This window comes from Micromonospora chaiyaphumensis (assembly GCF_900091435.1).
GTDB classification, from domain to species: domain Bacteria; phylum Actinomycetota; class Actinomycetes; order Mycobacteriales; family Micromonosporaceae; genus Micromonospora; species Micromonospora chaiyaphumensis.
This window is the reverse complement of sequence record NZ_FMCS01000009.1, coordinates 245,774-270,912: the sequence shown is the minus strand read 5'-3', so window position 1 is coordinate 270,912 and position 25,139 is coordinate 245,774. Positions and strand designations below refer to the sequence as shown.

Below are 25,139 nucleotides of genomic sequence, written 5' to 3'. Positions count from 1 at the left end.
TGCGGAAGGAGGGTAGCGGCGTGGGCTCAGTCACCGCCACTGTGGCACCGCCCACGGATCCAAACGTTACCCGATGGTTTCGGACATTCGGCGCGATAGCCGCCTCCGGTTTCCGGCGTCACGCCACCTACGGGCAGGCCGCCGTGGCGGGCGTCGTGACCAACACGGTCTTCGGTTTCCTGCGCTGCTACATCTTCCTGGCGGTGGCCGGCGCGGCCGGCACGGTGGCCGGCTACGACCGGGCCCAGCTCGGCACCTTCGTCTGGGCCGGGCAGGGGCTGCTCGCCGTGATCGCGATCTGGGGCTGGACCGAGCTGGCCGACCGGATCCGGACCGGCGAGATCGCCGCCGACCTGCTCCGCCCGGTGCACCCGGTGACCAGCTACCTCGCCACCGACCTGGGCCGGGCCGGGTTCGCCTCGCTGGCCCGGCTGCTGCCGCCGGTGGTGATCGGCCCGTTCTTCTTCGAGGTCTACCTGCCCCGGCACTGGGCCACCCTGCCGCTGTTCGGGCTCTCCGTGCTGCTCGCCGTGGTCGTCTGCTTCGGCTGCCGCTACCTGGTCAACGCCAGCGCGTACTGGTTGCAGGACGTCCGCGGGCCGATGATCCTCTGGACGCTGGGCTCCGGCGTGCTGGCCGGCCTCTACTTCCCGCTCGGCTTCCTCCCGGGCTGGCTGGAGGCCACGCTGCGGTACGCCACCCCGTTCCCGAGCCTGTTGCAGGTCCCGCTCGACGTGCTGGTCGAGCGGGAGCCGATGCCGACCGAGCTGGGCCTGGTCGGGCTCCAGGTCGGCTGGGCGGTGCTGCTGCTGGCGCTCTGCCGGCTGGTGCAGCGCCGGGCCGAGCACCGGCTGGTGGTGCAGGGTGGCTGAGCCGGGCGCGACCGGGGCGCTGCGGGCGTACCGGGCGCTGCTCGGGGCGCAGGCCCGGTCGCAGGCGGCGTACCGGACCTCGTTCGTCGTGGACCTGGTGGGCAACATGGGCGCCACCGTGTTCGACGTGCTGACCGTGCTGGTGCTGTTCGGCGTCACCCGGGAGCTGGGCGGGTTCACGCTCCGCGAGACGCTGGTGGTCGTGGGCCTCTCGTCGTCCGCGTTCGCCACCGCCGACCTGCTGGTCGGCAACATCGAACGGCTGCCCCGGTACGTCCGCACCGGCCTCTTCGACGCCGTGCTGGTCCGGCCGCTGGCCGCGCTGCCCCAGCTGCTGCTCATGGACCTGCCGCTGCGCAAGGTCTCCCGGGCGGTCTTCGGGCTGGCCGTGCTCGTGTTCGCGCTCGCCTCGGCCGGCATCGACTGGACGCCGGGCCGGGTCGCGCTGGCGCTGGTCGCGCCGCCGGCCGCCGTGGTCTTCTTCGCCGCGGTCTTCGTCACCACGGCGACCGTGTCGTTCTACTGGATCGACTCGGGGGAGCTGGCCAACTCGGTCACCTACGGCGGGCGCGACTTCACCTCGTACCCGGTCACCGTCTACGGCGGCTGGTTCCGCGCGCTCTTCGCGTACGGGATGGGTTTCGCCTTCGTCAGTTACCACCCGGCGCTGGCGCTGCTGGGCCGGGCCGACCCGCTGGGCCTGCCGGCCTGGGTGGGCTGGGCTTCACCGGGCGTCGCGCTGGTCGCCGCGGCGGTCGCCGCCCTGGCCTGGCGCGTCGGGATCCGCCACTACCGGAGTACGGGGTCATGAGCGTCATCGAGATGGACGGGCTGCGCAAGGAGTTCACCGTCCGGGTGCGGGCCGGGCGGCTGCGCCGGGAGAAGCGGACGGTCACCGCTGTCGACGGGGTGGACCTGCGGGTGGAGCGGGGCGAGATGCTCGGCTACATCGGTCCGAACGGCGCCGGCAAGTCGACCACGCTGAAGATGCTCACCGGCGTGCTGATGCCCTCGGCGGGCCGCGCCCGGGTCTGCGGGCTGCGTCCGGTGGCCGACCGGACCCGGCTGGCGCTGCGCATCGGCGTGGTCTTCGGGCAGCGCTCGCAGCTCTGGTGGGACCTGCCGCTGCGGGACTCGTTCGCGCTGCTGCGGCACGTCTACCGGGTGCCGCCGGGCGAGCACGCGGCCCGGCTGGCCCGCTGCCGGAGCCTGCTCGACCTGGACGAGTTCCTCGACACCCCGGTCCGGCAGCTCTCCCTCGGCCAGCGGATGCGCGGCGAGCTGACCGCCGCCCTGCTGCACGGCCCCGAGGTGCTCTTCCTGGACGAGCCGACCATCGGGCTGGACGTGGTCAGCAAGCAGGCCGTCCGCGGCTTCCTGGCGGAGCTGGGCCGGGCCGGCGACACCACCCTGGTGCTCACCACCCACGACCTGGCCGACATCGAGCGGCTCTGCCGGCGGCTGGTGGTGATCGACCACGGGCGGGTGGTGCACGACGGGTCGATCGCCGCACTGCACAGCCGGTACGGCTCCCGCCGGATGGTGGTCGCCGAGCTGGACGCCGCGTTGCCCGCGCCGCCGGAGCTGCCGGGCGCGCCCGTGCAGCGGGTCGAGGCGGACGGGCGCCGGCTGGTCTTCGCGCTGGAGTCGGCGAGCGTCGCCGAGGTGGTGGCCGGGCTGGCGGGCCTGGCCACGTTGCGGGACATCTCGATCGTGGAACCGGACATCGAGGAGGTCGTGGCCCGGCTCTACCGGGCCCCGGCCGAGGTGGGTTGAGCGTCCGCCGTCACGGGTGTTCCATCACGAGCACGGCGAAGGTGCCGGGGGCCAGTGCCTCGTACCGGTGCGGGACGTCGCCGGGGAACGTGGCGTAGTCGCCCGGTCCCAGCTCGACCGGGTCGGTCTCGGGGCCGACGCGCATCCGGCCGGCCGCGACCACGACGTGCTCGACGCTGCGCGGCGTGTGGGCCTCGGCGAGCCGCACGGCCCCGGGTTCCAGCTCCATCACGTAGACGTCACGCCGGATGTGCGGGGCGCCGGCGGCGAGCAGGGTGGCCGAGAAGTCGGCGTGCTCGGAGCGGATCCGCGGGCCCTCGCCGGCCCGGACCACCCGCACGGCGGCCACGGGCGGTTCGACCAGGCGGCTGAACGGCACGCCGAGCGCCACGCCGAGGGCCCAGAGGGTCTCGACACTGGGATTGCCGGCTCCCGACTCCAGCTGGGACAGGGTGGACTTGGCGATGCCGGCGCGCCGGGCCAGCTCGGTCAGCGACAGGCCCGCCCGGTCGCGCTCGCGGCGCAGGGCGGCCGCGATGGTGGCGAGCGGGGGAGCGGGGTCGATGGCCATTGTTCGCTCCAGTGGTCTGTTTGTTCGGTTTGACGAACGCGGGTGCTCGTGTTCAGGATAATGGACATGCGTACGGCATATCGAACGCGCGACGGCCGGATCCTCCGCGACGTCGCCGCCATCGGCGCGGCGATGGTCGCCGTGGGCGCCTCGTTCGGCGCCGTGGCGGTGGCCGCCGGCCTGCCCGCCTGGGCGACCCTGTCCATGTCGGTGCTGCTCTACGCCGGCGGAGCCCAGTTCATGGCCGTGGGCCTGATCGCGGCCGGCAGCCCCCTCGCGGCGGTCCTCGCCGGCCTGCTGCTCAACGCCCGGCACCTGCCGTTCGGCCTGGCCCTCGGCGGCGCCTTGGGCCCGCGGCGCTGGCAGCGGCTGCTCGGCAGCCACTTCATGACCGACGAGGCGACCGCGTTCGCGCTGGCCCGCCCGGCCGGGCCGGAGCGGCGGCGGGCGTTCTGGCTCGCCGGGGTGCTGCTCTTCCTGGCCTGGAACGCCGGCACCGTCCTCGGCGTGGTGGCCGGCGGCGCGGTCGGCGACCCGGGCGCCCTGGGTCTCGACGCCGCCTTCCCGGCCGGGCTGGCCGCCCTGCTGCTGCCCGGCCTGCGCGACCGGGAGACCCGCCGGGTGGCGCTCACCGGCGCCGCGCTGGCCGTGCTGGCCACCCCGCTGCTGCCGGCCGGGCTGCCGGTGCTGCTCGCGCTCGCCGCGCTGGTCCTGCCCGTGCTGGCCCGCCGCCGCGCGGCGGCCGCGCCGGATGGCGCCGCGCCGGCCCACCCCGGCGGCAGGTCGGCGGACCACGCCGGGCCGGGGGACGACGACGAGTCGCGGGTCGTGCGGGCCGGGGAGGCGTCATGCTGATCGCGGTGATCCTCGCCCTGGCCACCGGCACCTACGGCTTCCGCGTCGCGGGAGTGCTGCTGCGCGACCGGCTGGAACTGCCCGAGTGGTCCCGCCACCTGCTGCCGGTCGCCGCCGCCGCGCTGCTGGCCGCGCTCGCCGCCACCGCGGCGCTGACCGAGGCCGGCGGCTTCGCCGGCTACGCCCGGCCCGCCGGGGTGCTGGTCGGCCTCGTGCTCGCCTGGCGCCGGGCGCCCTTCGTGCTGATCGTGGTCGCGGCTGCGGGCACCACGGCGCTGCTGCGCCTGCTCGGGGTGGCCTGACGACGACACCGGCCCCTCCCCGCCGAGGCGGGAAGGGGCCGGTTCCAGGTCTCGGCGCGGCGTCAGACGCGCCCAGAAGTCCGGGTGAGCCCGGTCAGATCTTGTCGCCGATGTTCACCCGCGGCGCCGGGGCGCGCATCTTGCGGAACGTGATCGACCGCATGATCGCGTAGAAGTAGAGCGAGCCGAGCCGCTCGGTGCTCTTCGGGAAGCGCTCGCGGACCAGCTTCTTGATCTTCCGCGCGATCAGCACCGAGTCGATCACCACGCCGAGCGCCAGTGCGCCCCACAGCAGGTTCGACAGCAGCCGGACGATCGGCGGCATGGCCTGGTTGGAACCGAGCAGCACGATCAGCGCGCCGCCGAAGAACCAGGTGCCCACCGTGCGCCGGGAGTCGACCACGTTGCGGGCCAGCAGCCGCTCGGGGCCCCGGTCGCGCGGGCCGCCCTCCCGCCGGAACTCGGCCGCCGACTCGGCGCGCGCCGCGCGGCGCTGCTCGCGGGCCTCCTCCTTGGTCAGCGGCTTCGCGGGCCCGGCGGGGCGCCGGCCGGCGGCCGGGCGCTTCGGGGTCTCGCGTCCCTTGGCGGGCGTGTAGCCCCGGGGCTGGGCAGCGGTGGGCGCCTCGTCGGTCGTCACCGAGGTGACGGAGTCCTCGACCAGGTCGGTGGGCTTACGGCGAAACAGCGACGGCACGCGGCAAGGGTAGCCAAACAGCCGCGCCCGGTGCACATCGCGGGTGCACCGGGCGCGGACGAAGCGGTGTGACGTTACGGACGCTCGACGTGCGCGCCCAGGTCGGCGAGCTTGGCCTCGAAGTCCTCGTAGCCCCGGTTGATCAGGTCGACGCCGTAGACCCGGGAGGTGCCCTCGGCGGCCAGCGCCGCGATCAGGTGGCTGAAACCGGCCCGCAGGTCCGGGATCACCAGGTCGGCCGCGTGCAGTTTGCTCGGGCCGGCAATCACCGCCGAGTGCTTGAAGTTGCGCCGGCCGAAGCGGCACGGGGTGCCGCCCAGGCAGTCCCGGTAGACCTGGATGTTGGCGCCCATCGAGTTCAGCGCCTCGGTGTAGCCGAGCCGCTGCTCGTAGACCGTCTCGTGGACGATCGACAGGCCGCGGGCCTGGGTGAGCGCCACCACGAGCGGCTGCTGCCAGTCGGTCATGAAGCCCGGGTGCACGTCGGTCTCCAGGGCCACCGCGTTCAACTCACCGCCCGGGTGCCAGAACCGGATGCCGCCCTCCTGGCCCGGCCGGCCGCCGCGCGGCGGGCGGAGGTCGGTCACCTCGTACTCGCCGCCGACCGAGCGGAAGAGGTTCAGGAAGGTCATCATGTCGGCCTGCTGGGCGCCGAGGACCTCGACGTGACCCCGGGTGGCCAGCGCCGCCGCCGCCCAGCTCGCCGCCTCGATCCGGTCCGGGATCGGCCGGTGGGTGTAGCCGCTGAGCCGCTTCACGCCCTGGATCTCGATCACCCGGTCGGTGTGGACCTTGATGATCGCGCCCATCTTCTGCAGCACGCAGATGAGGTCGATGATCTCAGGCTCGACGGCCGCGTTGCGCAGCTCCGTGACGCCCTCGGCCATCACCGCGGTGAGCAGCACCTGCTCGGTGGCGCCCACGCTCGGGTACGGCAGGGCGAACTTGGTGCCGTGGAGCCCGTTCGGCGCCGACAGGTGCAGCCCCTCCGGGGTCTTGTCCACGGTCGCGCCGAACTCGCGCAGCGCCTGGAGGTGGAAGTCGATCGGGCGCGGGCCGATGTGGCAGCCGCCCAGGTCGGGGATGAAGGCGTGACCGAGCCGGTGCAGCAGCGGGCCGCAGAACAGGATCGGGATGCGGCTGGAACCGGCGTGCACGTTGATCTGGTCGGTGCTGGCGCTCTCGACGTTCGACGGGTCGAAGACCAGCTCGCCGTCCTCGTCGCCGTCGCTGACCTTGACGCCGTGCAGGCCGAGCAGCCCGCGGACGACCTCCACGTCGCGGATCCGCGGCACGTCGAACAGCCGGCTGGGGGTGTCGCCCAGCAGGGCGGCGACCATCGCCTTCGACACGAGGTTCTTCGCGCCGCGTACGCGGATCCGCCCTTCGAGCGGCGTGCCTCCGTGTACGACCAGGACGTCGTCGGTCAACGCAACCTCCAGCGCGTTGGTGCTGCCGTGTAGGTGAGTCAGGTGCACGATCTGCATCGCTACCCGAATGGCGGCCCGGTCAAAACGGTCCGCGTGCATCGTCGCCCCGGCAGCATAGCCCTCCGTGACGAGAATGGAATCGGTCACATCACCAGTGAGGGCACGAACCGGGGATTCCGGTGCGTTTCCGTACCAGTGACGTGACCGAGGGTGATCAGGCGCCCGGGAGGGCGAGCATCTGGTCCAGCGCGGCCCGCGCGTGCCGGGCCGTGTCCGGGTCGACGGTGATCTGGTTGACCACCCGGCCGGCCACCAGCTCCTCCAGCGCCCAGACCAGGTGCGGCAGGTCGATCCGGTTCATCGTCGAGCAGTAGCAGACCGCCCGGTCGAGGAACATGATCTGCTTGTCCGGGTGGGCCAGCGCCAGCCGGCGGACCAGGTTCAGCTCGGTGCCGACCGCCCACGCCGAGCCGGCCGGGGCCGCCTCGATGGTCTTGATGATGTATTCGGTCGAACCCACCTGGTCCGCGGCCGTGACGACCTCGTGCCGGCACTCCGGGTGGACCAGCACGTTGACCCCCGGCACCCGCTCGCGCACGTCGTTGACGCTGTCGAGCGTGAAGCGGCCGTGCACCGAGCAGTGCCCCCGCCAGAGGATCATCTTGGCGTCGCGCAGCTGCTCCGGGGTCAGGCCGCCGTTCGGCTTGTGCGGGTCGTAGAGCACGCAGTCGTCCAGCGAGAAGCCCATCTCCAGGACGGCGGTGTTGCGGCCCAGGTGCTGGTCGGGCAGGAAGAGCACCTTCTGCCCCTGCTCGAACGCCCAGTCGAGGGCCCGCTTCGCGTTGGACGAGGTGCAGACCACGCCGCCGTGCCGGCCGACGAAGCCCTTGATGTCCGCCGAGGAGTTCATGTAGGTGACCGGGACGGTGTCCGCGGCGACGCCCAGCTCGGTGAGCACCTCCCAGGCGGTCTCGACCTGCGACAGCACCGCCATGTCGGCCATCGAGCAGCCGGCGGCGAGGTCGGGCAGGATCACCTTCTGGCGGTCCGAGGTGAGGATGTCGGCGCTCTCGGCCATGAAGTGCACGCCGCAGAAGACGATGTACTCCGCGTCGGGGCGGGCCGCCGCCTCCCGGGCCAGCTTGAACGAGTCGCCGGTCACGTCGGCGAACTGGATCACCTCGTCGCGCTGGTAGTGGTGGCCCAGCACGAAGACCTTCGTGCCGAGCGCGGCCTTCGCCGCGGTCGCCCGGGCCACCAGGTCCGGGTCGCTCGGCGCGGGCAGGTCACCCGGACACTCCACGCCACGCTCGGTGGCGGGGTCGCTGCCGCGGCCGAGAAGCAGCAGCGCAGTGGCGGTGTTGGAGGGCTCAACCCAGGTCGAAGTCACGCCTCCCATGGTCCCACAGCGCGACGGCCGCGCGGCCGCCACGGATGTGGCCTGCCACACTGCTCGGCATGCGCGTGCTGCTCTGCCCGGACAAGTTCGCCGGCACGCTGCCGGCCCAGGAGGTGGCCGCCGCGGTGGCCGAGGGCTGGCGCGAGGTCGCCCCCGCCGACGAGCTGCTGCTCCGGCCGCTGGCCGACGGCGGTCCCGGCTTCGTGGCCGTGCTCGCCGAGGCGCTCGGCGGCCGGCTGCTGCCGGTGCCCACCGTCGACCCGCTCGGCCGGCCCGCCGCCGGTGAGATCCTGCTCACCGACGACGGCGTGGCCTACCTGGAGAGCGCCCAGGCGTGCGGCCTGCACCTGCTCACCCCCGCCGAGCGGGACCCGAAGGCGACCACCTCCTACGGGCTCGGCCTGCTGGTCGCCGCCGCGGTGGAGGCCGGCGCGCGGACCGTGGTGGTCGGCCTGGGCGGCTCGGCCACCAACGACGGCGGAGCCGGGATGCTCACCCCGCTCGGGGTGACCCCGCTGGACGAGGCCGGCCGGGCCCTGCCGTACGGCGGGGCGGCCCTCGCGGCGGTGACCGGGCTGGACGGCGCGCCCCGGCTCCGCGGCGTGGCGCTGGTCGCCGCCACCGACGTCGACAACCCGCTGCTCGGGCTGCACGGCGCCAGCAACGTGTACGGCCCGCAGAAGGGCGCCACCCGCGCGGACGTGCTGCTGCTCGACGCCGCGCTGGAGCGCTGGGCCGCGGTGCTGGAGCGGGGCCTGCCGGGCTGCCCGTCCGGGCTCGGCGCGCTGCCCGGCGGTGGCGCGGCCGGCGGCCTCGGCGCGGGCATCCTCGCGCTCGGCGGCCGGTGCGAGTCCGGCATCGGCCTGGTCACCCGGGCGATCGGCCTGGACGCGGCGCTGGACGCCACCGACCTGGTGATCACCGGCGAGGGCTCCTTCGACCACCAGTCGCTGCGCGGCAAGGTGGTCGCCGGCGTGGCCGGGGCGGCCCGGGACCGGGGGGTGCCCTGCGTGGTGCTGGCCGGACGGGTGAGCACCGGGCGGCGGGAGGCCGCCGCGGCCGGCGTGACCGAGGCGCACAGCCTTGTCGAGCACTTCGGCGGCGAGGAGCGCGGGGGAGTGGAGGCGGCGATGACCCGCCCGGCCGAGGGGCTGCGGGCGCTCGGCGCCCGGCTGGCCCGCCAGTGGAGCCGCTGAGCCCGCCCTGGCCTGCGGCGCGGCTCACCCGGCGCGGCACGTGCCACCAGAGGTGCCGCCCGCCCGGGCGGCGTACGATCGGAGCTGGACCACACCGGGAATCATTGGCGGACGCGCGGCGTTGGCCAGTGCGTCCGGACCCCATACCGCGCAGGGAGACTTCCACGTGACCACGCCAGCGCAGACCGAGTCGACCGAGGCCAAGGCCCCCAGCACCGTCGTCCTCACCGACGTCGCGGCGCAGAAGGTCAAGGCCCTGATCGAGCAGGAGGGCCGTGACGACCTGCGGCTCCGGGTCGCCGTGCAGCCGGGCGGCTGCTCCGGCCTGCGGTACCAGCTGTTCTTCGACGAGCGGTCGCTCGACGGCGACATCGTCTCCGACTTCGGCGGTGTCGAGGTCGTCGTCGACCGGATGAGCGCCCCCTACCTGGCCGGCGCCACCATCGACTTCGCCGACCGGATCGACGCCCAGGGCTTCACCATCGACAACCCGAACGCCGGCAACTCCTGCGCCTGCGGCGACTCGTTCAGCTGAGCCGACCGGGGGTCGGTGACCCCAGCCGGGCGACCGGCTCGGTGACGCCTGCCTGAACGGCGGGACCATCCCTCACGGGGTGGTCCCGCCGTTTTTCGTGCCCCGCCCGGGTGTCCGGGCGGTGACGTCCGGATGTGCGGTGGACGACCGGTTGTCGACCGACCCCCGACCGGCCGGCCGGGGCGACCGGTAGGCTGACCCGCGCCGTGCTCCCGACCGCGAGGGTTGACATGAAGATCGCCGTGACCGGCTCGATCGCGACCGACCACCTGATGAGCTTCCCCGGCCGGTTCGCCGACCAGCTCATCGCCGACCAGCTGGACAAGGTCTCGCTGTCCTTCCTGGTCGACGAGCTGGTGCTCCGGCGCGGCGGCACCGCCGCGAACATCGCCTTCGGCATGGCCCAGCTCGGGCTACGCCCGGTGCTGCTCGGCGCGGTCGGTGCGGACTTCGCCGACTACCGGTCCTGGCTGGAGCGGCACGGCGTCGACTGCGACTCGGTGCACGTCAGCGAGATCGCGCACACGGCCCGCTTCGTGTGCACCACCGACACCGACATGTGCCAGATCGCCTCGTTCTACGCGGGCGCCATGAGCGAGGCCCGCAACATCGAGCTGGCCCCGGTGGCGCAGCGGCTCGGCGGCCTCGACCTGGTGCTGGTCAGCGCCAACGACCCGGCCGCGATGATCCGCCACTCCGCCGAGTGCCGGGAGCGCGGCTACGCCTTCGTGGCCGACCCGTCCCAGCAGCTCGCCCGGATGGACGGCGCGGACGTGCTCGGCCTGGTCGACGGCGCCGACTACCTGATGACCAACGAGTACGAGAAGTCGCTGCTGCAGAGCAAGGCCGGGCTGACCGACGCCCAGCTGCTGGACCGGGTGAAGGTCCGGGTCACCACGCTCGGCAAGCAGGGCGTGGAGATCGCCGGGCGGGACGTCGGCACCATCCACGTGCCGATCGCCCGGGAAACCCAGGCGATCGACCCGACCGGCGTCGGCGACGGGTTCCGGGCCGGCTTCTTCGCCGCCCTCAACTGGGGCGTCACCCTGGAGCGGGCCGCACAGGTCGGCTGCCTGCTCGCCACGCTGGTGCTGGAGAACTTCGGCGGCCAGGAGTACGAGGTCCGCCGGGACCTGTTCGTCAAGCGGCTCGCCGAGTCGTACGGCGACGCGGCCGCCGAGGACGTCCGGCCGCACCTGCTGTGACCGCCCCGCAGCCGGCGGTGGACCCGCACGCGGTCCGCCCCGGCGTCGGCGAGCCGATGCTGGTGGCCTTCGCGGGGCTGCCCGGCGTGGGCAAGACCACCCTCGCCCTCCGGGTCGGCGCCGCGCTGCGCGCCCCCGTCCTGCCGGTCGACCCGGTGGAGCGGGCCCTGGGCCGCTACGGCCTGGTCGGCGACGTGCCCGGGATGGCCGCCTACGGCGCGGTCGCCGGGCTGGCCGAGGTGCAGCTCGGGCTCGGGCTCAGCGTGGTGGTCGACGCCGTGAACCCGGTGGCCAGCGCCCGGGGTCTCTGGCACGACCTGGCCGAGCGGGCCGGCGTGCCGCTGCGGGTCGTCGAGGTGCACTGCGGCGACGAGGCGGAGCACCGCCGCCGGGTCGAGGCCCGGCCGCCCGACGAGCACCACCCCACCTGGGAGCAGACGCTGCTCCGCCGCGCCGAGTACGAGCCGCTCATCGGCCCCCGCCTGGTGGTCGACACGGCCGTCGACACCGACCCGCTGCCGGGGATCCTCGCCTACCTCCGCTGAGCCGCCCGGTCAGTGGCTGCGGCGCACGTCGTAGCCGGGGCCGTCCGGGTGGGCGGCCACGAACTCCTGGCCGCGCATCCGGCACCAGGCCGGGATGTCCACGGCCGCGGCGGGGTCGTCGGCGAGCACCCGGACCACCGCGCCGACCGGCAGCTGGGGCAGCCGCCGGGCGAGATTGATCACGGGCAGCGGGCAGCGCTGCCCCCGGCAGTCGAGCACCTCGTCCGGCGTGCTCACAGCCCAGTCACCCCCGCCTCGGCCCGCAGGCCGGCGACGATCCCGGGCAGCTCGGCGAGGAACCGGTCGACGTCCGCCTCGGTGGTGTCCCGGTGCAGCGACACCCGGACGTTGCCGTGCGACAGCACCCCCATGGCCTCCAAGACGTGCGACGGCCGCAACGTCGAGGAGGTGCACGACGAGCCGGAGGAGACCGCGAAGCCCCGCCGGTCCAGCGCGTGCAGCAGCGCCTCCCCGTCCACGTACAGGCAGGAGAAGGTGACCAGGTGGGGGAGCCGGTCCACCGGGTCGCCGACCACCTCCACGTCCGGCACCTCGGCCGCCACCCGGGCCCGGATCCGGTCGACCAGCGGGCCCAGCCGGGCCGCCTCGGCCGCCGCGTCGGCCGCCGCCGCACGCAGGCTCGCCGCCGCGGCCACCACCGCCGGCAGGTTCACCACCCCCGGGGTACGCCCCGACTCCCGCTCGTCGGCCGGGAACGGCGACTCCCAGCGGGTGCCCTTGCGCACCACCAGCAGCCCCACGCCCGGCGGCCCGCCCCACTTGTGCGCGCTGGCGCTCAGCACCGACCAGCCGGCCGGCAGCGGCGCCCGGCCCGCGAGCTGCGCGGCGTCGACGTACAGCGGGACCCCCGCCTCGGCGCACAGCTCCGCCGCCGCGGGCACCGGCTGCACCGTGCCCACCTCGTGGCTCGCCCCGATGAGGGCCGCGAGGGCCACCCCGGGCGCGGCCACCGCCGCCGCCCAGGCGTCCAGGTCCACCCGGCCGAGCCGGTCCACGGGTACGCCCACCGCGTCACCCCCGCCGGCCACGTGCCGCTCCGCGGCGTGCAGCACCGCCGAGTGCTCGATCGCCGAGTGCACCAGCGCCGCCCCCGCCCGGCGGCGCCCGGACAGGCCACCGAGCACGGCGGCGTGCGCTGCCGCCGTACCGCTGGGGGTGAAGGACAGCTCGTCGGCGCGGACGCCGAGGGTCTGCGCGGCGGCCTCGCGGGCGGCGTCGAGGAGCTGGCGGGCCCGGCGGGCCTGGCCGTAGAGCCGGGCGGGGTCGGCCCAGCCGTCGTCCAGCGCGGCCAGCAGCGCCTGCCGCGCGACCGGGTGCAGCGGGGCGGCGGTGGCCGCGTCCAGGTAGACCGGGTTTGCGCTCACGAAGGTCGACGCTATCGCGCCGGTACGCCCAAGATCTCCCCGATGGGGGCGGACAGTGACCCCAAGACGGTCAGGCCTGCCATGGTCGAGTAATCTGCGACCGTCGGTGACGCCTTTGCCGTCGGTGTCGAGCGAAACAATCACCGCGGCGCGCTAGGGAGGCAGGACCAGGTGGTCGCAAGGAGTTCGGAGGTACGGCCGTCGGCCGTACGGCACAGCGCTTCCTCGGGGGCCGGCGGAGGCCGGCGGCGTGGTGCTGGTCGACTCGCCGGGCTCGGTCTCGGTGGGGCCGCGCTGCTGGTTCTGCTCACGGGCTGCGACGTCGGCAAGACGTTCGGCGGCTTCGGGTGGCCGCAGGGCGGCATCACCCCCGAGTCGCACCGGATGTACGACCTGTGGATCGCGTCCTGCATCGCGGCCCTCGCGGTCGGCGTGTTCGTCTGGGGCCTGATCTTCTGGTGCGTGATCCGCCACCGGAAGCGCGGCAACGAGCTGCCGGTGCAGACCCGCTACAACCTGCCGATGGAGTTCCTCTACACCATCGCGCCGATCCTCGTGGTCTCCGTGCTCTTCTACTACACCGCGGTGGTGCAGACCGACGTGGTGAAGGAGTCGAAGAACCCCGACGTCACCGTCGAGGTCGTCGCCTTCAAGTGGAACTGGCAGTTCAACTACCGCGACGGCCAGGGCCGCGACGCCAACACCGTCGCCTCGGTGCTGGGCACCAGCGAGGTCATCCCGGTGCTGGTCCTGCCGAGCGGCAAGTCGATCCGGTTCGAGGAGCAGAGCCGCGACGTCATCCACTCCTTCTGGGTGCCGGAGCTGCTGTTCAAGCGCGACGTCATGCCGGGCAGCATCCGCAACACCTTCGAGGTCTCCAGCATCGACCAGGAGGGCTCGTTCGTCGGCCGCTGCGCCGAGCTGTGCGGCAGCTACCACGCCTTCATGAACTTCGAGCTGCGGGTCGTCTCGGCCGACAAGTACGAGCAGTTCCTGGCGGCCAAGAAGGCCGGCAAGTCGACCCAGGAGGCGCTCTCGGCGATCGGCGAGAACCCGTACGCCACCGAGACCGTGCCGTTCAAGACGCGGCGCAACACCGCCAACTTCAACCCGTCCGACGCGACGGCCGGCGCGGGAAGCTGAGGGGCTTGGCATGAAGACCGAGTGGAAGATCTTCCTCACCATCGCGGCGTTCCTCTTCGGCGCCACGATCCTCTACGGCGCGTGGACGTACGGCGACGGCGGCCGGGTCGAGTGGGTCGGCACCGTGGCGCTGCTGCTGTCCTTCCTGCTCTGCTCCATGTGCGGCGGCTTCTTCTGGTTCGTCTCGCGCCGGATCGACCTGCGTCCCGAGGACCGGCCGGACGGCGAGATCGCCGACGGCGCGGGCGAGATCGGCTTCTTCAGCCCGGGCAGCTACTGGCCGTTCGGCCTGGCCCTGGCCGCCGCGATCGCCGGTCTCGGGCTGGTCTTCTGGCAGTTCTGGCTGCTGGGCCTGGGCATGGTGGCGGTCGTCTTCGCCGCCTGCGGCCTGCTCTTCGAGTACTACTCCGGCACCCGGCGCACCGCCGAGCACTGACCCGGATCATCAGCGGACGGCCCGCGCCCCTGCGAGGGGGCGCGGGCCGTCCGCTTACCCGCTTCCTCGTTCGCCGCGTGTCGCGTGTCGCCTGCCGCCTGCCGCCTGCCGCGTGCCGCCTGTCGCCGTTGATCATGAGGTTAGCGGTGCGGTTCGCCCGTTTCGTCGCGGCCAACTTCATGATCGCCGGGGTGAGTGGGCGATCTTGGACAGTTGCTGTTCGGAGCGGACGGTAACTGTCCAAGAATGGGGGGCGGTGTGCCGCTTGCGGTCTGCGTGGACCGGGGGACCGCCTGAGCGCAGTCCCGCAGGTGGGTCAACGGGATTAGAAACGCTGCCGGTGCTGCATCCGGACCACCTCCACGGCGGTAGCGGATATGGCCCGGGCGGGGGGATCGTCGAATGTGGCGGATTGGCGGCGAGGGCCTTGCGGGCTCCGCGGGCTCGGGCTGCGGGGCGGGCGGGTGTCAGCGCGGTGCTGCGCCGGGGCCGTACCTCGTGTCAGCGGGTCCCTGCGCCACGCGCTGTTCTGCCGGGCGACCGGCGCGACTGATGCCTCACGGTGCACGTGGGCGGGTGCTGCCGAGGGCGGGAGGCCGCGCGCGGCGGCCGGGCGGGTCAGGCGGCGCGGCGGTGGGGTGGGCGGGCGGCGCCGCGGCGGTGGTTCAGGCGGGGGGCGCGGAAGGCGAAGGTGGCGATGAGCACGGCCGCGCCGCAGCCGGTGCAGACCAGCTCGGGGCAGTCGGCGCCGTGCCCGTCGACGCAGGGAGGCGCCTCGAACAGCACGACGCCCTCGCAGGTGTCGCAGTAGAGCTCGCGGTCCGACACGGGCGTCTCCTCTCGTTCCGGTGCCCGCCGGACGGCGAGAGCGCCATCGGCGGAAAACGGAAAATTACTCCCGTGTAGTTTGGCACGCCGGTCCGACAGAAACCGGACGGCACCCGGCCTCAGAGGCTGCCGGCCACCTCGAGCCAGCGCTCCAGAGCGCCGGCCGCCGCGCCCGAGTCGACCGACTCGGTCGCCCGGACCAGGCCGGCGCGCAGCGCCTCGTGCAGGTCGCCGTCGAGCGGGCCCTGGGTTGCCAGCGCGACCGCGGCGTTCACCAATACCGCGTCGCGGACCGGGCCGGTCTCGCCGGCCAGCAGCCGCCGGACGACGCCGGCGTTGTACGCCGCGTCACCGCCGCGCAGGTCGGCCAGGGTGGCCCGGGGTACCCCGAGCTCCGTCGCGTCCAGCAGCGCCTCCCTGACGGCGCCCTGCTGCGCCACCCAGACGCGGGTCGGCGCGCCGGTGCTGAACTCGTCCAGCCCGTCCTCGCCGCGCATCACGACGACCGAGTCGCCCCGGGCCGCGAAGACGGCCGCCATCACCGGTGCCATCCGCGGATCGAAGCAGCCCACCGCGCCGGCCCGCGGCCGGGCCGGGTTGGTCAGCGGGCCGAGGAAGTTGAACGCGGTGGGCACGCCGATCTCGCGGCGGACCGGGCCGGTGTGCCGCATCCCGGGGTGGAACCGGGCGGCGAAGCAGAAGCCGATGCCGGCCTCGGTCACGCAGCGCGCCACCTGCTCCGGGTCCAGGTCCAGCGGGACGCCGAGGTATTCCAGCACGTCGGCCGTGCCGCACGAGGAGGAGGCGGCCCGGTTGCCGTGCTTGACCACTCGCACACCGGCGCCGGCGACCACCAGCGCGGCCATGGTGGAGATGTTGACGGTGTGGGCGAGGTCGCCGCCGGTGCCGACCACGTCCAGCGCCGTGGCCCGGACCTCCTCGGGCAGCGCCACCGGGACCGCCCGGGTCAGCATCGCCTCGACCAGGCCGCCCAGCTCGGCCGGCGTCTCGCCCTTGCTGCGCAGCGCCACGGCGAAGCCGGCGATCTGGGCCGGGGTGGCCGAGCCGGCCATGATCTCGCCCATGGCCCAGGCGGTGTCGGCGGTGGAGAGCTCCTCGCCGCGCAGCAGCGCGTTGAGCAGAAGCGGCCAGGTCCGTTCGCCCATGGCGGGCCTCCCGAGCGGGCGTGAGAGCGGGTGTGGCGGCCGTCGTCCGGGCCGCGGCGCCGCCGGGCGGCGCGGGGACCGGATCGTGGCCGGCGGCCGTCGTTCGTGCTGACGGCGCGCAGGCCGAATTATGGCCGAGGTCGGCGCCACGGCCGCATCGACGTGGCGCCGCACGACGGCTCCGGATCCCGACGCGCCGGGCCGGAGTCGTCGCGGGGTGGGTCAGGCGGCGGCGTGGGTGCGCCGCAGCAGCTCGGCGACGGTGGTGCCGGCGGTCACCGGGTCGAGCGGGTGGGTCAGCGTGGCGTCGACCTCGGCGTACGCGGCCAGCCAGCGGTCGGCGGCGCGGGCCAGCACCACGCAGGTCGGCGGGGCGTCGTCGCGGTCGTCCTTGATCTGGCGGGCGATGCCGAGGCCGCCACCGGGGCTCGCCTCGCCGTCGAGCAGGAGCAGGTCGATCTCGTAGTCGTCGACCAGCCGGACGCACCCGGCGTAGTCGGCGGCCTCGACGAACTCGATCTCGATCCCGGGGGCGGGCCGGGTGCCGACGGCGAGTCGCATCCGGTCACGGACCTTCGGGTCGTCGCTGTAGAGCAGGACGGTGTAAAGACGATCGCTCATCGTGACGTGGCTCCCACCTCGTAGCTGCCCGCTGATCGTAGCGGGCGTCACATCCGGCGAGTCGCCCCGCCCTGGCAGGGTCAGGCGCTCGCTTCCGCGGCGCGCTGGCGGGCCTCCTGGCGGTCCAGCTCGCGGTCCAGCCGGCGGGCCTCGCGCTCGGACTGCTTGATCCACTGGACGACCAGCACGGCCAGCATGGTGACGCTCACGAACTCGCCGCCGGCCCACAGCACGCCGCCCGCCACCACCTGGTCGTTCCAGGGGTCGGACCAGCTCAGGTGCAGCGACGGGTACCAGTCGCCGCCGAGCAGTGTGGTGCTCTGCATGATGGTGAGCCCGAGCACGGTGTGGAACGGCACGGAGAGCAGCATGAGCAGTGCCCGCGCCGGGTACGGCCAGCGCCCGGGCAGCGGGTCCAGGCCGAGCAGCGGCCAGAAGAACACGCAGCCGGTCATGATGAAGTGCGCGTGCACGAGTTCGTGCGCCCACTCGTGCCGGAGGGTGATCTCGTAGAGGCCGGTGAAGTAGAGGGCGAACGGGTTCACCACGAAGATGGCGAACGCCACCAGCGGGAAGCTGTAGACGCGGGCGACCCGGCTGTGCACGACGGCCAGCAGCCGCTTGCGCGGGCGCACCGGCAGCGTGCGCAGGGCGAGCGTCACCGGCGCGCCGAGCGCCAGGAAGATCGGCGCGATCATGGACAGCACCATGTGCTGGATCATGTGCACCGACAGCAGGGCCGTGTCGTAGGCGCCCAGCCCGCTGACCGTGACGGCGGCGATGCCGCCCAGGCCCGGGACGAGGAAGAAGACGGTACGCGCGACCGGCCAGCGGTCGCCGCGCAGCCGCAGCCGGTACACGCCGTAGAGGTAGAGGCCGGCGGCGAGCACCAGGCCGAGGGTGAGCCAGCTGTCCAGCCGGGTCTCGGTCAGGACCCGGGCCACGGTGAACGGCGGCGGGACGGCCTCGCCCCCCGCCGCGAGTGTCGCCGGGGCCACCGAGGTGGCGGCGAAGATCGGATCGACGTGCAGCACGCTTTTCAGGGTAGGTCAGGCGAAGCGGACGACCCCGATCGGGCCACTGATGGCACAGGTTTGCCACCCCGCTGATCGTCGGTCCCGGTCAAGGGCAATAATGACCGCGTGACTGCGGCCCCAGCCATTGACAAGAGCCGGATCCACTCACTGACGCGGCCGAACATGGTCAGCGTCGGGACGATCGTGTGGCTCTCCAGCGAACTCATGTTCTTCGCGGCGCTGTTCGCGATGTACTTCTCGATCCGCGCGGCGGCGCCGGAGCAGTGGGAGAAGCACACCGAGATCCTCAACATCCCCTACGCGACCACCTTCACGGTGATCCTGGTGCTGTCCTCGGTGACCTGCCAGCTCGGTGTCTTCGCGGCCGAGAAGGGTGACGTCCACGCCCTCCGCCGGTGGTTCACCATCACCTTCGTGATGGGCCTGATCTTCGTGCTCGGCCAGGCGAACGAGTACCGCAACCTGGTGCACGAGGGCGTCAAGATCAACGCAGACGGTTACGGGTCGATGTTCTACCTGACGACCGGCTTCCACGGCCTGCACGTGACCGGCGGTCTCGTCGCGTTCATCATCTTCATGATCCGCACCACCATGGGCCGGTTCACCCCGGCGCAGGCGACCTCGGCGATCGTCGTGTCCTACTACTGGCACTTCGTCGACGTCGTGTGGATCGGGCTCTACGCCATGATCTACTGGCTCCAGTGATCTTGGCGCGTCACGTATCGCGCCGCTGCTCCGTCCCCTGAGACAAGGTCCAACCGGTTAAGGACACAGGTCATGACTTCTGACAACGACCGCCGACGCGGTCTGCTCGCGCGGCTGCGCGGGCGGCCCGTAGCGCGCAGCAGGGGCCGCCGCCGGCTGGGTGCCGCGGTCCGGCTGGCCGCCGCGCTGATGCTGGCCGGCGGCGCCTACACCGTCTTCGCCCCCGGTGTGCAGGCGCAGGACAACCCGCCCCTGAGCGCCGCCGCCAACGAGGGCAAGGCGCTGTTCGACGTGAGCTGCGTGACCTGCCACGGTCGCAACGCCCAGGGCGTCGAGGGACGCGGGCCGAGCCTGATCGGCGTCGGGTCGGCCTCGGTCGAGTTCCAGGTCAGCAGCGGTCGGATGCCGATGGCCCGGCAGGAAGCCCAGGCCATGCGCAAGCCCCCGCAGTTCACCGACGAGCAGGTGCGCCAGCTCGGCCAGTACATCCAGGAGCTCGGCGGCGGCCCGCAGGTGCCGCAGGGCAACAACCTGCACGAGAACGCCGACATGGCCGCCGGTGGCGAGCTGTTCCGGATCAACTGCTCGCAGTGCCACGCGTTCGGTGGTGGCGGTGGCGCCCTCTCCTCGGGCAAGTACGCGCCGAGCCTGCGCCCGGCCAGCGACCGGCAGATCTACGCCGCCATGCTGAGCGGCCCGCAGAACATGCCGGTGTTCGGGGACAACCAGATCACTCCGGAGCAGAAGGCGGACATCATCGCCTACATCCAGGAGACCCTGAAGCACGACCAGGACCAGGGCGGTTTCAACCTGGGCCGGTACGGCCCGTCGACCGAGGGTCTCGCGATCTTCCTGGTCGGCATCGTCGCGCTGGTCTTCACGAGCCTGTGGATTGCGGGCAAGTCGTGACCGAGCGGATCATTCGTTTCAGTGCTGTGGCGCCGACCCCCGGTGCCACCCGTAGCGAGGTGACGGCATGAGCACCCACACCGAGCACCAGGCCCAGCGGGGCCCGGAGCCGCTCGACGTGAACGACCCCCGGCTCTCCCGGTTCGAGATCGTCGAGGAGGGCGCGCGGCGGGACGACATCGAGATCGTCCACTACGAGCCGCAGGTGGTCCCCGGCAGCAAGGCGGAGCGCCGGCTGACCCGCACGGTCGCCGCGATGTTCCTGCTGACCGGCGCCGCCGCCACCGCGTTCCTGGTCATCTACATCTGGTGGCCCTGGAAGTGGGAGGCCGGTCGCGGCGGCGACAAGTACTACACCCCGCTGCTCGGCGCGACCCTCGGCATCGCCCTGCTCGGCATCGGCTTCGGCATCCTCACCTGGGGCAAGAAGCTGCTGCCGAAGGAGGTGTCGATCCAGGACCGGCACGACCAGCCCGGTTCCCCGGAGGATCGGAAGATCACCGGCGAGACCATGCTGTACATGGCCGACGAGCTCGGCGTGAAGCGCCGGCCGCTGCTCGGCGTCTCGTTGCTGGCCGGTCTGGTGCCGGTCGGCGCGGTCGTCGCGGCGCCGCTGGTCGGTGGCCTGATCTCGCAGCCGCACAAGAACAACCAGATGTTCACCACCGGCTTCGCGCCGGCCGAGGGCGGCAAGCGGATCCGGCTGATCCGCGAGGACGGCCGGCCGATCCGCCCGGCCGACGTCAGCGTCGGCGGCCAGCTGACCGTCTTCCCGGGCATCGAGGGTGGCGTCAGCAACAAGCACGCCGACTCGCCGACCCTGCTGATCCACCTGCGCGAGGACGACGCGCAGAAGTCGCGCGCCGCCAACGCGCGCAAGGGTCACGGCGACTACATGTGGGGCAACTACGTCGCGTTCTCCAAGATCTGCACGCACGCCGGTTGCCCGGCCAGCCTCTACGAGCAGCAGACCAACCGCCTGCTCTGCCCCTGCCACCAGTCGCAGTTCCTCATCACCGACAACGCCAAGCCGGTCTTCGGCCCGGCGAACCGGCCGCTGCCGCAGCTGCCGATCGAGGTCGACGAGGAGGGCTTCTTCGTGGCGAGGTCCGACTACACCGAGACCATCGGTCCCGACTTCTGGGAGCGGCCATGAAGCGCCGAAAGTTCGATGCGGCCGCGCTGCCGGCCAAGACCGCCGGAGCGCTGGACGACCGCTTCCAGGCGGCCACCCCGCTGCGCAAGCTGCTGAACAAGGTCTTCCCGGACCACTGGTCCTTCCTGCTGGGCGAGATCGCGCTCTTCTCGTTCATCGTCCTGCTGCTGACCGGTGTCTTCCTGACGTTCTTCTTCGAGCCGGCGATGACCGAGGTGGTCTACGACGGCAGCTACGCGCCGCTGCGGGGAACCCCCATGTCGGCCGCGTACGCCTCCAGCCTGGACCTGTCGTTCGACGTCCGGGGTGGCCTGATCATGCGGCAGATGCACCACTGGGCGGCGCTGCTGTTCATGGCGTCGATCGTGGTGCACATGCTCCGGGTGTTCTTCACCGGCGCGTTCCGCAAGCCGCGTGAGACGAACTGGATCATCGGCTCGCTGCTGTTCTGGGTCGGCTTCCTGGCCGGCTTCACCGGCTACTCGCTGCCGGACGACGGCCTGTCCGGCACCGGTCTGCGGATCGCCTCCGGCATCATCCTGTCGATCCCGGTCATCGGTTCCTGGGTCAGCTCGTCGATCTTCGGCGGGGAGTTCCCGGGCACCATCATCATCAGCCGCTTCTTCATCGCCCACGTGCTGCTCATCCCGGGTCTGCTGGTCGCGCTGATCAGCGTCCACCTGGGCCTGGTGTTCAAGCAGAAGCACACCCAGTGGCCCGGCCCCGGCCGGACCAACGAGAACGTGGTCGGCGAGCGGATGTTCCCGCGCTACGCGCTCAAGCAGGGCGGCTTCTTCATGGTCGTCTTCGGCGTGATCGCGCTGATGGGTGGCCTCTTCCAGATCAACCCGATCTGGTACTTCGGCCCGTACGAGGCGTGGGTGGTCTCGGCCGCCAGCCAGCCCGACTGGTACGTCATGTTCCTCGACGGCTCGACCCGTCTGATGCCGGCCTGGGAGATCAGCATCCCGCTCGGCGACGGGTACGTCATCCCGCCGCTGTTCTGGCCGACGGTCGTGCTGCCCGGCATCCTGGTGGGCCTGTCGACGATGTACCCGTTCCTGGAGGCGCGCCGCCTCAAGGACTACAAGCACCACAACCTGCTCCAGCGGCCCCGGGACGCACCCGCCCGGACCGCGGTGGGCGCCATGGCGGTCTCCTTCTACGTCGTGCTGACCCTCTCCGGCGGCAACGACGTCATCGCCGACAAGTTCCACATCAGCTTGAACGCGATGACCTGGGCCGGCCGGATCGGCCTGCTGGTGGTCCCGCCGCTGGCCTACTACGTCGCCTACCGGCTGTGCCTGGGTCTCCAGCAGCACGACCGGGAGGTGCTGGCCCACGGCGTGGAGACCGGCATCATCAAGCGGCTGCCCGACGGCCGGTTCGTCGAGGTCCACCAGCCGCTCACCCCGACCGACGGGCACGACGGGCACGGCCCGGCGCTGGACTACGTCGGTTGGGTGGTACCCAAGAAGATGAACCGGCTCGGTGCCCTCGGCCCGGCCATCCGGGGCTTCTTCTACCCGATCGAGAAGCCGGCCGAGGCGCCGGTCTCGCCGGGGCACCCGCCGGTCGAGCCCCGACCGGAGCGGGAGGAGATCGGCAGCGGCGAGCGCCGCTGACGAGCCCGCGTACGACTGACCGTGGCGCCCGCCGGATCACCGGCGGGCGCCACGGCCGTTTTCCGGCCCGCTCGTCCCGTTCCGCCCGCGGGACGCCGGTCGGCCCCGCTCCGGTGTCCCGCCACCCCCTGACACGGACGGGTGGAATCGCAGGAATAACCCCGGTCAGCCGGGTATCCGTGCGGTCCAACGTCTCAAGGGGGGGAAAGCATGTTGGGAATCAAACGCCTGGGCCTGCTGGCCGCGCTGGTGCTCGTGGGCCTGGCACCAGCCGCCGCGGCGCAGGCCGCGGCCCAGCCGTCGACGCAGGACACGCAGTACCTGCAGGCGGTGCACCAGGTGAACCTGTTCGAGATCACCGCGGGTAACCTGGCGCAGCAGAAGGGGCAGAACCAGCAGGTCAAGGACCTGGGCAAGATGTTCGTGACGGACCACACCCAGCTGGACCAGACGGTGCAGTCCACCGCGCAGCAGCTCAACGTGCAGCTGCCGGCCGACCCGACCGCCGACCAGCAGAAGGTCCTCGACCGGCTGAACAACCTCAGCGGCGCCGAGTTCGACAAGGCGTGGGTGACCGCCCAGTTGGCCGGCCACGTCCAGGCCATCCAGGCCACCCAGACCGAGATCTCGCAGGGCTCCGAGCAGTCGGTGGTGCAGATCGCCCAGGACGCCCTGCCGGTCCTCCAGGCGCACTACGACGCGCTGGTGGCCCTGGCCCAGACCCTGGGCGTCCCGGTCCCGCAGACCAGCGCCAGCGGCACGCCCAGCCCGGGCGGCACCACGTCGCAGGGCCCGGGCGGCACCGAGTCGCCGTCCCCGGGCGGCACCGGCACCGAGGAGCCCGCTCCGGGCACCACGGAGACCCCGGCGCCTGCCCAGAGCTGACGCGTACGACCCACGGTGGCCGGTCCGCCCCTGCGGGGGTGGGCCGGCCACCGGCGTGCGGGTCAGTCGGCGTTGGCCAGCCCGATCGCGAACGCCTCCTCCAGGTCGTGCTGGGAGTAGGCGCGGAACGCGATGTGCGACTCGGTGTTGATCACACCCGGCACCTTGGAGATGCTGCCGGCGATGACCTGGGCGATCTGCTCGAACTCGCGGACCCGGACCATGGCGATCAGGTCGACGTGCCCGGCCACCGAGTAGACCTCGCTGACGCCGGGCAGGTTGGCCAGCGTCTCGGCCACCTCGGGAATGGAGTCGGTGGCGCAGTCGATCAGCACGATCGCGGTGATCACGGGACATTTCTCCGTTCGTCGGCGTCGAGGCCCATGCTAAGGGCTGGTCGGGTCACCGGGCCGCCGGGACGGTCAGGTCGGTGCCCGCCCGGATCACCCCGCTGAGGCGTTCCCCGGCGGCGACCGTCGCGCCGGGCCAGACCACCGAGCGGTCCACGGCGCCGCGCACCACCGCGTCCGCGCCGACCACCGAGCGGGTCACCGGCCCGTCGACCGTGGCGGACGGGTCGACCAGGCCGCCCGGGCCGGCCGCGTGCAGGTTGGCCGCCAGGTAGTCGGCCGGAGTGCCGGTGTCGTAGAACGTGCCCGGGTAGGGGACCACGGCCAGCGCGCCGGCCGCCTCCGCGGGCCGCCAGACCGCCCGGACCAGGTCGCCGAAGGCCGCCGGCAGGTCCCGCACCAGCCGCCACGGCAGCAGCGAGAACCCCACGAACCGGTGGCCGTCGAAGGTGCCGGGGGCCGCCGGGTCGTCGGCCGGCTGGCCGAGCAGGCGTACGCTCCGCCCGTCCCAGCCGTCCAGCAGCGCCGCGACGTCCGGCCCCGGCGGGACGCCCGGGTCGGCCAGGTACGCGTCGGCGTTGCCGACCAGCACCCCCCGCCCGGCGATCCAGTCCCGCAGGTTGCCCAGCCCGCCGGCGGTGCCGAGCGGGTCGCCCGGCTCGACCGACAGGTGCGCCCGGGCGCCCACGTGCGCCACCACCTGCCCACCCAGGTAGCAGGCGTTCACGGCGACCCGGTCCGGCCCGGTCAGGCCCAGCCCGGCCAGCCGGTCCAGCGCCCGGTCGAGCAGCGGCACGTTGCCGACCGGGCAGAGCGCCTTGGGCAGGTGCGCGGTGAGCGGGCGCAGCCGGGTCCCCTCCCCGGCGGCGAGCACCACCGCGCAGACGTCCACGGCGGCCCGCCAGCCGGGCCCCGACGCGGCGGCCCCGCCGGTGCCGGTCACGCGGCGGGCGGCGCCGCCGGCGGGACCTCGCCCGCGCGCGGGCCGATCCCGTAGTGCCCGAGCAGGTTGGCGGTGGCGCGGCTCATCCGGGGCAGGTCGTCCAGCGGGTGCCAGGCGGCCTCGAAGACCTCGGCGCCGTCCACGGTCAGCTCGGTGCTGGAGGCCGGCACCTCCGTCTCGAAGACCACGTCCACCCAGCCCTTGGCGTGCACCACGGCGTTCGGCACGGCGGGGCGGAGCCGCTCGGGCGCGAGCCGGATGCCGGACTCCTCGTACAGCTCGCGGGCGGCGCCGACCACCGGGGCCTCGCCGCGCTGCAGCAGCCCGGCCGGGAGGGTCCAGCTGTGGCCGGGCGGCTGGCGCAGCAGCAGGATCCGCCCCGCCCCGCCGGCCTCGGCGTCCCGGACCAGGGTGACCGCGCCGACGATGTACTTCGGCACGGCGAGCCGGACCAGCCGCCGCCGCAGCGGGACCGGGAGCCGGTAGAAGATCTGGTAGCCGAGGGCCCGTCCGGTGGCACGCGCGCGGGGGATCATGCCTGTAAGGCTAGTGGCCGGCCGGCGCCGGCGG

General features: G+C 73.2%; 29 protein-coding genes. 16 read left to right on the top strand and 13 right to left on the bottom strand.

The genetic code is table 11. The features are described from left to right. The first annotated feature begins 20 nt into the window (after positions 1-20). The 3 genes from GA0070214_RS23945 to GA0070214_RS23935 are packed head-to-tail and all read left to right on the top strand — an operon-like array spanning position 21 to position 2,648. Entirely contained in the window at positions 21-872 is an 852-nt protein-coding gene (locus tag GA0070214_RS23945; protein ID WP_091268324.1) for an ABC transporter permease, read from the top strand. After that, positions 865-1,683, top strand: a complete 819-nt coding sequence (locus GA0070214_RS23940) for an ABC transporter permease (RefSeq protein ID WP_244167819.1) — start codon at positions 865-867, stop codon at positions 1,681-1,683. Before GA0070214_RS23945 ends, GA0070214_RS23940 begins: the two co-directional genes overlap by 8 nt. Beyond that, positions 1,680-2,648, top strand: coding sequence for an ABC transporter ATP-binding protein (locus GA0070214_RS23935; RefSeq protein ID WP_091268322.1), 969 nt, complete (start codon positions 1,680-1,682; stop codon positions 2,646-2,648). The genes GA0070214_RS23940 and GA0070214_RS23935 overlap by 4 nt, the downstream gene beginning before the upstream one ends. 10 nt (positions 2,649-2,658) lie before the next feature. Here GA0070214_RS23935 and GA0070214_RS23930 read toward each other — a convergent pair whose 3' ends face one another. Further along, positions 2,659-3,219, bottom strand: a complete 561-nt coding sequence (locus tag GA0070214_RS23930) for a helix-turn-helix domain-containing protein (protein ID WP_091268319.1) — start codon at positions 3,217-3,219, stop codon at positions 2,659-2,661. Positions 3,220-3,285: 66 nt separating this feature from the next. Here GA0070214_RS23930 and GA0070214_RS23925 point away from each other — a divergent pair, with 66 nt between their 5' ends. Then, on the top strand, positions 3,286-4,074 hold the full coding sequence (locus GA0070214_RS23925) for an AzlC family ABC transporter permease (protein ID WP_091268432.1): 789 nt from the start codon (positions 3,286-3,288) through the stop codon (positions 4,072-4,074). Beyond that, the gene (locus GA0070214_RS23920; protein WP_091268317.1) at positions 4,068-4,376 is read left to right on the top strand and encodes an AzlD domain-containing protein; all 309 of its coding nucleotides are present in this window, start codon (positions 4,068-4,070) and stop codon (positions 4,374-4,376) included. Before GA0070214_RS23925 ends, GA0070214_RS23920 begins: the two co-directional genes overlap by 7 nt. 94 nt (positions 4,377-4,470) lie before the next feature. On the opposite strand, the gene GA0070214_RS23915 is transcribed toward GA0070214_RS23920, so the two are convergent. The 3 genes from GA0070214_RS23915 to nadA form a co-directional block, all read right to left on the bottom strand. Further along, complete coding sequence (locus GA0070214_RS23915; protein WP_091268315.1) at positions 4,471-5,070, bottom strand: DUF3043 domain-containing protein; 600 nt, start codon at positions 5,068-5,070, stop codon at positions 4,471-4,473. A 74-nt stretch (positions 5,071-5,144) separates the two neighbouring features. Next, on the bottom strand, positions 5,145-6,500 hold the full coding sequence (murA, locus tag GA0070214_RS23910) for a UDP-N-acetylglucosamine 1-carboxyvinyltransferase (protein WP_091268430.1): 1,356 nt from the start codon (positions 6,498-6,500) through the stop codon (positions 5,145-5,147). A gap of 214 nt (positions 6,501-6,714) precedes the next feature. Beyond that, positions 6,715-7,890: a quinolinate synthase NadA gene (gene nadA / locus GA0070214_RS23905; RefSeq protein WP_091268313.1), complete on the bottom strand. Its 1,176-nt coding sequence runs from the start codon at positions 7,888-7,890 to the stop codon at positions 6,715-6,717. Between the two features lie 44 nt (positions 7,891-7,934). Between nadA and GA0070214_RS23900 the strand changes: the two genes are divergently transcribed. The 4 genes from GA0070214_RS23900 to GA0070214_RS23885 all read left to right on the top strand — a co-directional run bounded on the left by GA0070214_RS23900 (position 7,935) and on the right by GA0070214_RS23885 (position 11,380). Next, positions 7,935-9,095, top strand: a complete 1,161-nt coding sequence (locus GA0070214_RS23900) for a glycerate kinase family protein (protein WP_208602879.1) — start codon at positions 7,935-7,937, stop codon at positions 9,093-9,095. A gap of 166 nt (positions 9,096-9,261) precedes the next feature. Further along, a complete protein-coding gene (erpA, locus tag GA0070214_RS23895; protein ID WP_091268308.1) occupies positions 9,262-9,630 on the top strand; it encodes an iron-sulfur cluster insertion protein ErpA in 369 nt (122 codons plus the stop codon). A 230-nt stretch (positions 9,631-9,860) separates the two neighbouring features. Beyond that, entirely contained in the window at positions 9,861-10,835 is a 975-nt protein-coding gene (locus GA0070214_RS23890) for a carbohydrate kinase family protein (RefSeq protein WP_091268306.1), read from the top strand. Next, complete coding sequence (locus tag GA0070214_RS23885) at positions 10,832-11,380, top strand: P-loop nucleotide/nucleoside kinase family protein (protein WP_091268302.1); 549 nt, start codon at positions 10,832-10,834, stop codon at positions 11,378-11,380. Before GA0070214_RS23890 ends, GA0070214_RS23885 begins: the two co-directional genes overlap by 4 nt. A gap of 9 nt (positions 11,381-11,389) precedes the next feature. Here the strand turns inward: GA0070214_RS23885 and GA0070214_RS23880 are convergent, their stop codons facing one another. Both GA0070214_RS23880 and GA0070214_RS23875 read right to left on the bottom strand, forming a co-directional pair. After that, complete coding sequence (locus GA0070214_RS23880; protein WP_091268299.1) at positions 11,390-11,617, bottom strand: sulfurtransferase TusA family protein; 228 nt, start codon at positions 11,615-11,617, stop codon at positions 11,390-11,392. Further along, entirely contained in the window at positions 11,614-12,765 is a 1,152-nt protein-coding gene (locus GA0070214_RS23875; protein WP_091268297.1) for a cysteine desulfurase family protein, read from the bottom strand. The genes GA0070214_RS23880 and GA0070214_RS23875 overlap by 4 nt, the downstream gene beginning before the upstream one ends. 171 nt (positions 12,766-12,936) lie before the next feature. Between GA0070214_RS23875 and ctaC the strand changes: the two genes are divergently transcribed. Both ctaC and GA0070214_RS23865 read left to right on the top strand, forming a co-directional pair. Beyond that, a complete protein-coding gene (gene ctaC / locus GA0070214_RS23870) occupies positions 12,937-13,908 on the top strand; it encodes an aa3-type cytochrome oxidase subunit II (protein WP_091268295.1) in 972 nt (323 codons plus the stop codon). Between the two features lie 10 nt (positions 13,909-13,918). Continuing rightward, positions 13,919-14,344 carry a cytochrome c oxidase subunit 4 gene (locus GA0070214_RS23865; protein WP_091268293.1) on the top strand — a complete coding sequence of 142 codons (426 nt, stop codon included), beginning with the start codon at positions 13,919-13,921 and terminating at the stop codon, positions 14,342-14,344. Positions 14,345-14,962: 618 nt separating this feature from the next. On the opposite strand, the gene GA0070214_RS23860 is transcribed toward GA0070214_RS23865, so the two are convergent. The 4 genes from GA0070214_RS23860 to GA0070214_RS23845 form a co-directional block, all read right to left on the bottom strand. Next, entirely contained in the window at positions 14,963-15,172 is a 210-nt protein-coding gene (locus GA0070214_RS23860) for a hypothetical protein (RefSeq protein ID WP_091268291.1), read from the bottom strand. A 119-nt stretch (positions 15,173-15,291) separates the two neighbouring features. Continuing rightward, positions 15,292-16,338: an anthranilate phosphoribosyltransferase gene (gene trpD, locus GA0070214_RS23855; protein WP_091268290.1), complete on the bottom strand. Its 1,047-nt coding sequence runs from the start codon at positions 16,336-16,338 to the stop codon at positions 15,292-15,294. Positions 16,339-16,560: 222 nt separating this feature from the next. Then, positions 16,561-16,959, bottom strand: a complete 399-nt coding sequence (locus tag GA0070214_RS23850; RefSeq protein WP_091268287.1) for a hypothetical protein — start codon at positions 16,957-16,959, stop codon at positions 16,561-16,563. Positions 16,960-17,039: 80 nt separating this feature from the next. Next, positions 17,040-17,993 (bottom strand): cytochrome c oxidase assembly protein, encoded by a 954-nt coding sequence (locus GA0070214_RS23845; protein ID WP_091268284.1) that lies wholly within the window; start codon positions 17,991-17,993, stop codon positions 17,040-17,042. A gap of 108 nt (positions 17,994-18,101) precedes the next feature. Here GA0070214_RS23845 and ctaE point away from each other — a divergent pair, with 108 nt between their 5' ends. From ctaE to GA0070214_RS23820, 5 genes are all read left to right on the top strand, one after another. After that, positions 18,102-18,701: an aa3-type cytochrome oxidase subunit III gene (ctaE, locus tag GA0070214_RS23840; protein ID WP_091268281.1), complete on the top strand. Its 600-nt coding sequence runs from the start codon at positions 18,102-18,104 to the stop codon at positions 18,699-18,701. 72 nt (positions 18,702-18,773) lie between these two features. After that, entirely contained in the window at positions 18,774-19,610 is an 837-nt protein-coding gene (gene qcrC / locus GA0070214_RS23835) for a cytochrome bc1 complex diheme cytochrome c subunit (protein WP_091268278.1), read from the top strand. A gap of 67 nt (positions 19,611-19,677) precedes the next feature. Next, positions 19,678-20,766: a cytochrome bc1 complex Rieske iron-sulfur subunit gene (gene qcrA, locus GA0070214_RS23830; RefSeq protein WP_091268275.1), complete on the top strand. Its 1,089-nt coding sequence runs from the start codon at positions 19,678-19,680 to the stop codon at positions 20,764-20,766. Next, the gene (gene qcrB, locus GA0070214_RS23825; RefSeq protein ID WP_091268273.1) at positions 20,763-22,391 is read left to right on the top strand and encodes a cytochrome bc1 complex cytochrome b subunit; all 1,629 of its coding nucleotides are present in this window, start codon (positions 20,763-20,765) and stop codon (positions 22,389-22,391) included. Before qcrA ends, qcrB begins: the two co-directional genes overlap by 4 nt. 210 nt (positions 22,392-22,601) lie before the next feature. Further along, positions 22,602-23,276, top strand: coding sequence for a DUF4142 domain-containing protein (locus tag GA0070214_RS23820; RefSeq protein WP_091268270.1), 675 nt, complete (start codon positions 22,602-22,604; stop codon positions 23,274-23,276). A gap of 62 nt (positions 23,277-23,338) precedes the next feature. Here GA0070214_RS23820 and GA0070214_RS23815 read toward each other — a convergent pair whose 3' ends face one another. The 3 genes from GA0070214_RS23815 to GA0070214_RS23805 are packed head-to-tail and all read right to left on the bottom strand — an operon-like array spanning position 23,339 to position 25,105. Beyond that, positions 23,339-23,626, bottom strand: coding sequence for an Lrp/AsnC family transcriptional regulator (locus tag GA0070214_RS23815; protein ID WP_091122500.1), 288 nt, complete (start codon positions 23,624-23,626; stop codon positions 23,339-23,341). A 52-nt stretch (positions 23,627-23,678) separates the two neighbouring features. Beyond that, positions 23,679-24,569 (bottom strand): nucleotidyltransferase family protein, encoded by an 891-nt coding sequence (locus tag GA0070214_RS23810; protein ID WP_091268267.1) that lies wholly within the window; start codon positions 24,567-24,569, stop codon positions 23,679-23,681. Further along, positions 24,566-25,105 (bottom strand): NUDIX hydrolase, encoded by a 540-nt coding sequence (locus GA0070214_RS23805; RefSeq protein WP_091268264.1) that lies wholly within the window; start codon positions 25,103-25,105, stop codon positions 24,566-24,568. Before GA0070214_RS23805 ends, GA0070214_RS23810 begins: the two co-directional genes overlap by 4 nt. Positions 25,106-25,139: the final 34 nt, after the last annotated feature.